The organism is Roseimicrobium gellanilyticum (assembly GCF_003315205.1).
GTDB lineage: Bacteria > Verrucomicrobiota > Verrucomicrobiia > Verrucomicrobiales > Verrucomicrobiaceae > Roseimicrobium > Roseimicrobium gellanilyticum.
Map to the genome: position 1 here is coordinate 417,326 of NZ_QNRR01000002.1, position 11,542 is coordinate 428,867.

An 11,542-nucleotide genomic window follows, 5' to 3' on the forward strand; every position below is an offset into this window, starting at 1 on the left:
TTGGTAAAGGCGGACCTTGCTCCGTCCAACAGGGCTCGTCTCTGGGCCTCCTCCTTGACATCCTATGGTGATGTAATCGGGCATTGTTTGGATTGAGAGAGTAAGCGGCCAGTGGGTTTATTGCCCCTGCTCGATAGAGTCGGCGACTTCCTGCCACCCGATGCTTCTTGCCAGGTATGCAGCATTGCGTCCAGAGGGCGTCCGTGCATCGACGTTCGCTCCATGCTGGACCAATAGCTTCACGATACCCAAGTTGCCAGCGAGTGCCTCCCGGTGAAGCAGCGTCCATCCCATGTCATCGACGCTGCTTGCGATGGTGACGTCTGACTGGAGTTGGGCCTCGACTTTCGGAAGCATGTTGATGCACATGGGATGGTCGTGAAAGGCACTGGGAACTGCTGGCTCTTTCGAGCCGCTGCCGAAAAGACCTGAGAGGAATCCGCCCTTCGGCTTCTGCTTCGGCTGTCTTTCGACTTCCACTTTCACATCAGAGGGGTCGCCGAAGTCCAGACCCCAGGCATCGTCATGATTCTTGCGGTCCCTGGCGTTCATCCCGGCTCTCATGAGATTCACGGTGTAGCCCCCATAGGCGCGGCCATCCGCTGTCATCATCCAGTCTTCCAGATGTGTGAAGGGCATCGTGACCGACTGGCCCGCTTGTACGGAGGTAAGCCAGTTTGGAGAGTTGAGCAGGTTTCCAGTGATACTCTCACCATCGAAGTCCACGTCTCCAACCCACATGTGCTCGTACTCAGGGTTACCGTCGTTGCGTGCACCATCGGTGAAAGGCAGCTTCACCATGGTCATATCCAGTCCAGGCACGATGCGCCGTCTCTCCCACGAGAGCTCGCGCCAGAAGAATTTGAAGGAGTCTTGTGCGGCTTTGCAAGCCTGCATCATGGCAGGGTCGCCACCATCGAATATGAATACTGGGGAACTCATAGCAGTGGATGGGATGCCCTCGGGGGATGTAGCCACATTGGTACACCGGCCAGTCTCAGACGGCGGAGCGTCGGATGCTCTCATTCTTGTGTTCTGACTGGATTCTATCCGAAACCGTTGTGTCGACGGTTACACCTCCCATATTCAGCAGTGCGCGAAACGTCTCCTTGTCGCTGGCATAAATCATCTGCGAACCATGCAGAAATCGGTTTCCTCGTTCATCTTCCTCGTTTCCGTGCCAGATGAATCCAATTCTGGCAAAGAAGTCTGACGTCCATTCTGTCGCCTCAAGCGACAACTGACATCCTGGAAGGATACTGGAAATACAGAAAAGACGGGAAAGTAAAATGGACGTTCCAAAACCCATTCGGCATTTGCTTCGTTCCACGATGCCAAAAAGCAGGGACGCGTGATAGCCTGATTCAAAGTACGCTATCCCGCCACCGCCGACAATGCGACCGTCGGCTTCGGCAACAACATAGATGACGCTTTCATCACGTATGGTGTTCTTGAACAACTCAAAATATCCCAATGGCATATCCACGCCTTCGTGACCTAGGTAGATTCCCTCCATGGTCGAGTAGTCCACATCCTTGATTAGGCGGATATGACATTTGCCGAGGTGGGGTTTCATGATCTCAATAGCACATGTTGATGGGCTGAAAGAGTCCGGGGAAACCAGACAGCTCAAGTCGGGAGGCAATCAAATGAGAAGGATCAGGAATCTGGTAACCTAAGGCGACTTGATCTGTCATTCTTGGTTGCTCTCAGATTCCTGACCAATTCTCTTCCCTGCGCCTCTACACCTCCAGCTTCCAATCTCCACGATACGGCCGCGTTAGCAGCTTCGTGGCGTCTTCGTCTCCGAGGATCACTTCCTTCTCCGCATCCCACTTGATGCTGCGATTGAGGATGAGCGAAATCAGTGAGAGGTGACCGGGAGTGGCGCTGCGGTGGGCGGTTTCCACGGGGGTGATGGTGGGCTGGCGGGACTTCACGCAGTCGAGGAAGTTCCGATGGTGACCGGGACTCTTGTAGAGAGGATTCTTGATGACGTCCTCGCCGAGCTTCGGCGCCTTGAAGGCTTCCACGACCTTGTCGCCTTCGCGCTTTTGGATCTTCTGCTTGAGCTCGTCCTTGGAGCAATCGAAGCCGCTGCGGTCCACCCACACCCAGCCATCGGTACCGATCCACTTGGTGCCCATCTTGATGTCGGGATGGCCGCCCGCGATGGTCATGACCACACCGCCGGGGTAGGTGCACTCAGAGCGGTACTTGGTGGCGGTATTCCACACAGACCCGGCAGGTGGGAAATCCACCTGAATGGGCTTCACCTCGCTCGGACCGGAGCGATCCATATCCATGCCCCAGTGGGCGATGTCGCAGTGGTGACCGATCCAGTCGAGAAGCTGGCCGCCGCCGATGTTGTAATTCCAGCGCCAGTTCTTGTGCACGCGGCCTTCGATGTAGTCCTCCATCTGCGACGGACCAATCCAGAAGTTGTAGTCCAGATGCGCGGGTGGGGGAGTCACCTGCATCTTGTCCTTCGTTCCGGCGAAGTCGTTGTGGCCGGAGGGAAGGCCCACTTCCACGCGCTGGAGTTTTCCGATGAGGCCGTTGCGAACGATCTCCGCGGCAATGCGGAAGTTGTCCTGAGAGCGTTGCCAGGAGCCGGTCTGCCAGATTCGATTGTACTTTTGCACTGCCTTCACGATCGCCTGCTGCTCTGCGATGGTGCGGGCGAGGGGCTTTTCACCGTAGATGTCCTTGCCGTTCTTCGCCGCTTCCACGGCAGTGAGGGCGTGCCAGTTGTCCGGCAGAGCGAGCATGACGGTATCGATGTCCTTGCGGGCCATGACCTCGCGGTAGTCGTGGTAGCCCTTGCAGTCGGTGTTCTTGTAGTGGCCGTTGATTTTCGTGAGCGCGGCTTCGAGGTTCTTCTTGTCCACGTCACAGGCGGCCACGACCTGGCAATCGGATTCGTTGAGGAAACTGTTGGTGTTTCCCGGGCCCATCATGCCCCAGCCGAAAACGGCCATGGTGATCTTCTTGGAGGGCGCGTTCTGCCCAAAAACCGAGGACGGCACGATGGTGGGGAAGCCGATGGCAGCGGCGCTCGCGGTGAGAAACTGGCGGCGTGTGGGGCGAGGAATGCGTTTCATGGCACTGAAAAGCCACAAATCCCCACAGTCTTACAAGAACAAATCACCTCGGGATCTAACATTTCGCCTTGCGCGCGCGTCGTACCTTTAGGAAGGAGTTTGCTCATGAATCAGGTGCGCGTGTTGTACATGTTGCTGGTCCTGTCTCTGGCAGGAATGGGAGCCTGGGTCTGGAAGTCCAAGCAGGAGGAGCGTGCGGCCGAGGAGGCGCTCACTCGCGCCGTGGACATGCAGGAGGCAAAACTCGCGGCTCGCCAGCAGGATGCAGATCGGGCTCTGGCTGAGCAGAAGGCCGAATACGAGGACAAGATCAAGCAGCTCAACGACGCCCATGCCAAGGATCTGGAGGACATCCGCAAGTCCGAGCGTGAACGCATGGCTCAGGCTTTCTCCCAGTTCGGCGACATCCTCGACGGCAATAAGAAGACGCTCGACTACATCAATCTCATCGAGCAGAAGGTGAAGTCAGGGCAGGAGGTGTCCAAGGCAGAGGCGCAGAGGCTGGCAGTGATTGCCACGGGTCTGACGTACCTGCAGCAGCAGTACAAGAAACCCTTCCGCGAATTCACCGAGCTGGAGACCTACCTGGCCAATCGCGCCAATGCCACCCTCGCGGAGCCGGACCAGCGCTTCTCCTTCTTCAAGCGCATGTTCAGCAAGGAGTACCGCGAGCAGGAGAAGGAATTCCACCGTACGGAGGGGGAGAAGCGCGCCTTCCAGGAGGCGAGTGAGAAATTCGGCGCGGCTTATTCTGCTGCACAGAAGCAGATGGCGGCCTCGAACATCGACTTCGAAAAGTCCATGACCCAGCTCAACGCGCTCTCCCAGGAGAAGAAGCCGGAAGATCTGGGCGAGTTCTTCAGCAAGGCGAAGAAGGCCCTGAGCACGCATCAGAAGCTCTTGGACTTCGAGCCGGAACCGACCCCCACGCCGAAGCCTGGTGAGGGACCGCGTCCGTAGCTGGAGCGCGGGAATATCTTCCCGATGCTCCATGTGCGAACTGTCCTCTTCGGTTATTTTCCCTGCAGTGCGGCGAAGATGATGATCACGATCAGCACGGCGATCACCACGAGGGTGACCTTGACCCAGGAGATAGGATACTCACCCGCGACCTTGCCCGTCGCGCCGTTCACGGTGACCTGGTAGGTCTTGTGACCGTAGTTGTAGGTGAGCAGCCAGACGGGGAGAAGGATATGCTTGAAGGTCTGTGCGGAATAGTCGGCCTGCACGCGGAGATTGCGATGCGTGTCTCCTGGCACCTGGCTCCCGCACATGCTGCGCACTTCGCCATCCATGCGGGCACGTGAAGCCTGGGCGGCTGCAACGAGGTCGATCTGGTACTGCTCCACCACCCACCCGGAAACGTAGCCGGGATCATAGGGCTTCAACTCCGCGGTGGTGGGGAAAGGCTCCAGCTTGGCGAGCAGGTTCTGATGCACGCCTTGGGAAGCGGGAATGAGCAGGTCATCAAAGAAATGTTCCAAGGCTCCACTGGCATGCTCCCAGCGAATGCGGGTTTCAGATTTCCCATCTGAACCGCGCACGGTGTAGCGGTAGCCGGCCTCTGCCGTCCAATCCGCAGCCACATGGGCATCAAAGGTCCAATACGGCAGGTACACACCATGCAGTGTATCCGTGAGAGCCTTGTCCTTGAGATTGTTTGGCGCAAACCAGTGGCTGCCGTACCACTGCCGGATGTCTTCGCGCACTTTGGTGTTGGCGACGGTGAAGGCCAGCAGTCCAGCAGGTCTTACGGGTGACTTCATGTCATCCACCGCAATGAGAGAAGGGGAGCCACAGAAGTCACAACGTTGTGCCACACGTTTCTCATCGAAGACAGAGATGGCGTTGCAATTCTGGCAACGCACCGTCTTTTTTTCCGCAGCCCAGCCCCGTTGATCTTCCGGGAGCGCGCGGAGGGCAGCGATGAGGTCATTCTCCTCGACCAAGGTGCCATCGCTCTTGATCTCCGCAGGTGACTGAGTGCCGCAGAAAGGGCAGACCAGCATCTGTTTGGTGGGATTCCACTCTGCCTCGGCGCCACAGGCAGGACAGGGGAATTTGCGGAGGGCGGTGAGCTCGGACATTGAAGGGAGGAGAGACGCGGAGGATCGCAAGAGTATTGCGCTCAGTCAAAGAAACGTCCCTGCCACATGCGACAGGGACGTTCGGACTTCATGGCGCTGCGTGGCAGGGGACGCGGCTAGTGCTTCAGGAACTCGTCCAGAGCTCCGCGGGTCACGCGGTAGGCACTGCCGATTTTTTTACCCTTGAGGTCACCGGAGTCGATGCTGGCAATCACGTCCGCCTCAGTCACACCGAGGACTCCTGCGACCTGTGCGGGCGTCAGGATTTCCGGCAGACCTGCCCCAGCAGCGGCAGGGGCGCCGGCCGCTGCTGCGGGAGCGCCACCAGGCAGGGGAGGAGGTCCACCACCAGGGCTCAGATTCGTGGACTTCATCATCTCCTGCGCCATGGCGAAGCCCATGGCCATCTCGGCAGGAGCACCCGCGCCACCACCCTTGGCCATGCCTTCGGCCATCTGGAATTTGACGTAGTCGTTCAGATTGCCGATCGCGCTCATGCTGGAGCGCTTGTCAATGGCCTGCTCCACTTCCGGCGGCACGCTGGCATTTTCCAGGATGAAGCTGGTGAACTCGATGCCGTACTTGCTCTGCAGCGCGGGATTGATCGCGGGCAGGAGTGCTTCACCCATTTCCGCGTAGCGGGTGGCGAGGTCCAGCACTGGGATCTTCGCAGAGGCCAGGGCGTCGCTGAAGATGCTCACCAGGCGCGAGCGCATGGTATCGGCAAATTCATCCAGACGGAAATGATGGTCGGAGCCGGCCACTTCCTTGAGGAAGAGCTTCGGATCCACAATGCGGAAGTCGAAGGTGCCGAAGGCGCGCACACGCACGATGCCGAAGTCCTGGTCGCGCATCATGATGGGGTTGCTCGTGCCCCACTTGTTCCCCGTGAAGAGACGCGTGGTCACGTAGTACACATCCGCCTTGAAGGGGGACTCAAAGCCATATTTCCAGCCCTTCAGGGTGCTGAGGATCGGAATATTGTCGGTCGTCAGCGTGTGCTTGCCGGGGCCGAAGGTGTCGCCGAACTGGCCGAGGTACACGAACTGCGCCACTTGCGACTCGCGCACGATGAGCTGGGCGCCGCGCTTGATTTCCTTGTCCTCGTCCGGGAAGCGCCAGGAGAGCGTATCACGGCTGTCGTCCGTCCACTGGATGATTTCCAGGAACTGTCCTTTGAGATAATCCATCAGGCCCATGGTCGTATGCGGTTGGAGTTTGAGTGGGGGAGAGTGTGTGACTGTTGACTGCGGATGATGCGTGACGCCATGCCACGCTTACCAGTTTCTCTGTTTGTCATCCAGCAAAAGAATGTGACGGCGCACCGACCACATCCGTGTGGGCAACGAAGAGACGGCCGGCGAGTGGCTCTACGTCGCTGCCGGGTGTGCCGGTGGTGATGTAGAGATCCTTCAACTCAGGACCGCCAAAGGCGCATGCGGTGACTTCGCGGCAGGGAAGCGTCACCTCTGCCAGGACGGCGCCGGTTTTCGGGTCGAAACACTTCACCGCGCTGCCGTGGCAGAATGCGATCCAGAGCCGGTCCTTGGCATCAATCGTCATGCCGTCCGGGCTGCCCTGATGATCCGTCGTCTTGAAGGCCACTCGCTCATTGCTGATCTTGCCGGAGTTCCCATCGTAGTCGAAGGCGATAACGTTGCGGCGGGGGGTATCGATATAATACATCGTGCTCTCATCCGCAGTCCACACGATGCCGTTGCTCACGGTCACGGGGCCGTATTTTTTCTCCACGTGGAGATTTGCGTGCAGACAGTAGAGCGCGCCGGTGGCCTCACGCTGTGGACCCAGGTGCATGGTCCCAGCCCAGAAGCGCCCGGAGGGATCGCACTTCCCGTCATTGAAGCGGTTCGTGTCGACGGCGGATTCGGGGTCCACGATGGGCGTGGGATAGCCGGTGTTCTCATCCAGGAAGTAAAATCCCTTGTCTCCGGCAAAGACCATGCCTCCCTTGCGGCGTGGCACCACCGTGCCGACGCGCTGCTTCACTTGCCAGATGCGTTCTTCCCCAGTCTGCGGGTTGAACGCGATAATCTTGTGGGCTTCGATGTCCACGTACAGCAGGCGGTCACGGTGCCAGATGGCGCCTTCGCCCCAGTGTGAAACGTGTTTGCCGATGGGTTCAGGTGAGGAAATCTTCATGCGAATACCCTCAGTTTTAGCGGAAAACGAGCGAGTTGCAAATTGGGGAAGTGATCAGAATTCGTGTCAGGCCTCCCGCCAGTAGTGGCCACGTGATTGAAAAAATCACGCTTCCAACTCCGTCGATCTGCCATGGCATGTCGGCTTGCTCAGGGTCTGGCTTTTTTACTTGTGTTTCTTGTCGTGGCACCACCAGCCGGTGCCCAGCTTGCTAATCTTCCACCTGCACCGTCGTGGCTGGAAGGTGGAAAGAGCTACGAGGTGAAGTTCGAGCATCAGGGCAAGCTCTTGATGAGCGTGCTCTTTGTGGCGGCGGACAGGGAGGTGGAAGTACAGGTGAACGGCACGAACGTAGGTATTGCCAGCGATGCGGCAAAGGCGGCAAGCCTCAATGTCACGAATCACATCCGGCAGGGCTCCAACGCGGTTTCGATTCGTGCCAAAGATGGCGGGCCAGTGAAGGTGGCAGCATTGTTGGAACTCAATGGTGACCTCTCAGTGAGGCGCTGGATCTTCACGGACGCCTCGTGGTCTGCTCCCGGAGGCAATGGTAAGGTGGTGATCGGGAGCTTGACGAACGCTGATCCAGCCACGGATCCTTTCAACTTCAAACAGACCTTCGATGCGTACAACAGCTGGCAGCTCGCGAAGCGGGACCAGCAGAGTCAGGCCACCGATCCTTCGGGCTTCAGGTTGCCCCCGGGGTTCAAGGTGGAACTCATCCGCTCGGCTCTGCCAGAAGAAGGTTCGTGGGTGGCCATGACCTTTGACCCGAAGGGGCGGGCCATTCTTGCCATGGAGAAGAAGGGCCTGCTCCGCGTGGACCCGGATGGAAAGACTCAAGTCATTGAGGATACTCTTCTGGAGTGCCGTGGTCTGGTGCATGCTCACGGCTACCTCTATGCGCACGCGAACAACACCAAGGCTCTCTGTCGCCTGCGCGACAACGATGGTGATGGCGTGCTGGAGGAGAAGCAGGAACTCATGCGCACCGAGGGAGGGGTGGGACATGGTCGCAATCACATCAAGCTAGGCCCCGATGGGAACATCTGGGTGGTGAATGGGAACAATGTGCTGCTGCCCAGCCCGCTCGCGGCTTCATCTCCCCTGCGCAATTACGCTTCCGATCAGCCGCTGCCGAATCCTTGGGATCCGGTGATGTTTGATGGTACGGTGGAACTCCCCGCCGGTCACGTGCTCTGTGTGAGTCCGGACGGGAGCACGGTGGAACTCATCGCTGGCGGGTTGCGCAACGCACTCGACATCGCCTTCAATCGCGAGGGTGAGCTATTCACGTTTGATGCGGATATGGAGCGTGACGTGGGTGCCTCATGGTACATGCCAACCCGGGTGTTGCACGTGGTGTCCGGAGCTGACTTTGGCTGGAGGCGTGGTACAGGGAGGTTCCCTGCGTGGTATGCGGACACGCTTCCGAGCGTTGTGGACATCGGACTGTCATCGCCCACCGCCATCTTCTTTGGTTATGGCGGCAAGATGCCGGCAAAATACCAGGACGCGCTTTTCATCTGCGACTGGTCGTATGGTCGCATCATCGCGGTGCATCTCAGGCCCGACGGCGCAACTTACAAGGGAGAACAGGAGACTTTTATCACGGGACGCCCGCTCAATGTGACGGATGGCTGCATCGGTCCCGATGGGGCGATGTGGTTTACCACGGGAGGAAGGGGAACGCAGAGCGGCCTGTATCGCATCACCTACAGAGGTGATGCCGAGATTCCGGCAATGACGAAGAGCGCTGCACCACTCCGCGACCTGCGTCATCGTTTGGAAGCGTTCCATGGTGGCATTCCCGACGGGCAAGTGGAGGATGCGCTGGCATTGGCGTCCGGCAATCTCGGGCATCAGGACCGCTTCATTCGACACGCTGCACGTCTTGCCCTGGAGCAGATCCCCCTGGACCTGTGGAAGGAGAAGATACTCAATGAAAAGCAGGCTGGGTCCTGGAAGCACCTCACCGGGCTACTGGCTCTGGCAAGGGTGGGGGAGCCTGGTATGATGTCTCATGGGATGGTGTCCTTGGAACGGGTGTCATGGAAATCGCTCGACGAGGAGCGGAAACTGGCCGCGCTGCGTGTCATGGGCGTGATGCTCGCGCGCTGGGGAGATCCAGAAGAGTCCTGCCGCGGAAGACTCCTGGGGCTGCTGGAGTTCCAGTACCCGGCCAAGTCATTTCCAGTGAACCAGGAGCTTTGCCGGCTGCTGATTCGATTGAAGTCTACCACGGTGTTGGAGAAGAGTGTGAAGCTGCTGGGCGCTGCGAAGACATCGGAAGAGATTCTTTTCTACCCCCTGCATCTTCGGTATCTCAAGGATGGCTGGAGCATGGCTTCACGACGTGCGGTATTTGAAGCGTTGAATCGCGCGGAAAAGTTCAATGGCGCCAGTGCTTACTTCAAGGCCATTCAAGACATCCGGAGCGAGCTCGCCGCAGCGACACCTCCCGCGGAAGCTTTGGAGCTTGCGGCTTTGATCCATCTGCCCAAGCCCGTTGCCCTTGCCCCGCACGCCATGCCTGGTCACACATTCAAGGCGTGGAAGGTCGAAGACCTGGAACCGCGTCTGGCACAGGTGGGGCAGGGGAGATCCTTTGAGAGGGGAAAGGCGGCCGCCATCAGCGCACAGTGCGTGTTCTGTCATAAAATGAGCAACGACACGGCCCTGCCCGCAGGTGTGTTCGGCCCGGAACTCGTGCAGGTATCCGCGCGCTTCAGCCGCCGGGACCTTTTGGATCACATTCTGAATCCTTCAAAGGTCATCGATGAGAAGTTCCTCTTCGTCACCATCACGCGAAATGATGGTACTCAGATCACCGGTAGTCTTGAGAGTGAGGATGATGAGCGTGTGACCTTGAAGCCCAATCCGCTGTCGCCCGAGACCGTAGAAGTGGGCAAGACGCTGGTCAAAAAACGCGAGGTGTCCACCGTTTCCCCCATGCCAGTGGGGCTCGTGAACGGCTTGCGTGTAGAGCAATTGCTGGATCTCCTTGCGTTCATCGAAGCGGGAGGTGACCCCACACACGCCAACTTCAAAAAGCTTCCTCCTGCGCCATGAGCAAGAAATACCGGGTAGGCATCATTGGCTCCACGAACAAGGGCAACTACGGCCATGGCATGGACACGGCATTCCAGGGAGTGGATGCATTCGAGCTAGTGGCTCTTGCGGACGATGATCCTGCCGGACTGGCTGCCACCGGGAAGCGGCTGGGCATCGCGCGCCAGTATGCGGACTACCGTGAGATGCTTGGCAAAGAGAAGCTGGACATCGTTGGCATCGGTCCTCGTTGGCTGACACAGCGAGTCGCCATGGTCACTGCGGCTGCAGAAGTGGGTTGCCATGTGTTCGTGGAAAAGCCGCTCGCAGCGTCGCTGAAGGATTCAGACGTAATGCTGGCAGCCTGCGAACGCGCGAAGGTGAAAGCCATGATGGCGCACCAGCTCCATGTGCTGCCTCCCGTGAGGCAGGCATTTGCCGAGATCAAATCAGGCAAGTACGGCAAGGTGTTGCGCATGTATGGCCAGCCCTCCGATGATGCTCGTGGAGGTGGGGAAGAGTTGATTGTCCATGGCACGCACTTTTTCGATCTCATGGTCGATCTGGCGGGTCCACCGCGCTGGGTGAGTGCGCATCTCGCGATGGGGGAGCGTGACGTAACCCTCGCAGACAAGCGCGAAGGCCGCGAACCCATCGGCCCCATTGCGGGAGACTCCTGCGCAGTGATGATTGGCTTTGAGCACGGGGTGCGTGGATTCTGGAATTCCACAGCAAACCTCGATGCCGGCGGAGTCATCTACGGCCTGCTCATCCAGTGTGAAAAGGGAACGATCCACATGCGACCCAGTGGTGAGATCTACATCTATCCCGGACCTGTGATTGAGCCGGAGAACGAGAAGCGTGCCTGGCAAAAGTTGTGGGTGGAGTCCTGGCATTTCACGCCCGAGCATCAGCTGCGACCGCTGAAGGACTTTGTCCATAGGGGAAACAAGCTACTACTGGAGGGATTCCTGGCGGCCATTGAGAAAGATGCCGAGCCACCTGCGAGCATGCGGACAGCAGGCTACATTACGGAAATCATCCAGGGTGCCTATGCCTCTCACCTTGCCGGAGGGAAACGTCTGGCCATTCCGCTGGAAGATAGAAAACATCCGCTGGAGGTGGCGTGACGCATCGCTT

At 58.6% G+C, this 11,542-nt stretch carries 9 protein-coding genes; 3 read left to right on the top strand and 6 right to left on the bottom strand.

The window, feature by feature from the left end; genetic code table 11:
- Nucleotides 1–117 precede the first annotated feature (117 nt).
- The 3 genes from DES53_RS07055 to DES53_RS07065 all read right to left on the bottom strand — a co-directional run bounded on the left by DES53_RS07055 (nucleotide 118) and on the right by DES53_RS07065 (nucleotide 3,104).
- Nucleotides 118–942 (bottom strand): DUF2314 domain-containing protein, encoded by an 825-nt coding sequence (locus DES53_RS07055; protein WP_113957530.1) that lies wholly within the window; start codon nucleotides 940–942, stop codon nucleotides 118–120.
- 55 nt (nucleotides 943–997) lie between these two features.
- The gene (locus DES53_RS07060; protein ID WP_113957531.1) at nucleotides 998–1,576 is read right to left on the bottom strand and encodes a GNAT family N-acetyltransferase; all 579 of its coding nucleotides are present in this window, start codon (nucleotides 1,574–1,576) and stop codon (nucleotides 998–1,000) included.
- Between the two features lie 166 nt (nucleotides 1,577–1,742).
- Nucleotides 1,743–3,104, bottom strand: a complete 1,362-nt coding sequence (locus DES53_RS07065; RefSeq protein WP_113957532.1) for a Gfo/Idh/MocA family protein — start codon at nucleotides 3,102–3,104, stop codon at nucleotides 1,743–1,745.
- 105 nt (nucleotides 3,105–3,209) lie between these two features.
- Between DES53_RS07065 and DES53_RS07070 the strand changes: the two genes are divergently transcribed.
- Nucleotides 3,210–4,064: a hypothetical protein gene (locus tag DES53_RS07070; RefSeq protein WP_113957533.1), complete on the top strand. Its 855-nt coding sequence runs from the start codon at nucleotides 3,210–3,212 to the stop codon at nucleotides 4,062–4,064.
- A 53-nt stretch (nucleotides 4,065–4,117) separates the two neighbouring features.
- Here the strand turns inward: DES53_RS07070 and DES53_RS07075 are convergent, their stop codons facing one another.
- The 3 genes from DES53_RS07075 to DES53_RS07085 all read right to left on the bottom strand — a co-directional run bounded on the left by DES53_RS07075 (nucleotide 4,118) and on the right by DES53_RS07085 (nucleotide 7,351).
- Entirely contained in the window at nucleotides 4,118–5,191 is a 1,074-nt protein-coding gene (locus DES53_RS07075; protein ID WP_113957534.1) for a zinc ribbon domain-containing protein, read from the bottom strand.
- Between the two features lie 116 nt (nucleotides 5,192–5,307).
- A complete protein-coding gene (locus tag DES53_RS07080) occupies nucleotides 5,308–6,390 on the bottom strand; it encodes an SPFH and helix-turn-helix domain-containing protein (RefSeq protein ID WP_113957535.1) in 1,083 nt (360 codons plus the stop codon).
- Between the two features lie 97 nt (nucleotides 6,391–6,487).
- Nucleotides 6,488–7,351 carry an SMP-30/gluconolactonase/LRE family protein gene (locus DES53_RS07085; RefSeq protein WP_113957536.1) on the bottom strand — a complete coding sequence of 288 codons (864 nt, stop codon included), beginning with the start codon at nucleotides 7,349–7,351 and terminating at the stop codon, nucleotides 6,488–6,490.
- Between the two features lie 183 nt (nucleotides 7,352–7,534).
- Between DES53_RS07085 and DES53_RS07090 the strand changes: the two genes are divergently transcribed.
- Together DES53_RS07090 and DES53_RS07095 are read left to right on the top strand one after the other, a co-directional pair.
- Nucleotides 7,535–10,423, top strand: coding sequence for a hypothetical protein (locus DES53_RS07090; protein ID WP_170156921.1), 2,889 nt, complete (start codon nucleotides 7,535–7,537; stop codon nucleotides 10,421–10,423).
- Complete coding sequence (locus DES53_RS07095; protein ID WP_113957538.1) at nucleotides 10,420–11,532, top strand: Gfo/Idh/MocA family protein; 1,113 nt, start codon at nucleotides 10,420–10,422, stop codon at nucleotides 11,530–11,532. Before DES53_RS07090 ends, DES53_RS07095 begins: the two co-directional genes overlap by 4 nt.
- The last annotated feature ends 10 nt before the right edge of the window (nucleotides 11,533–11,542 follow it).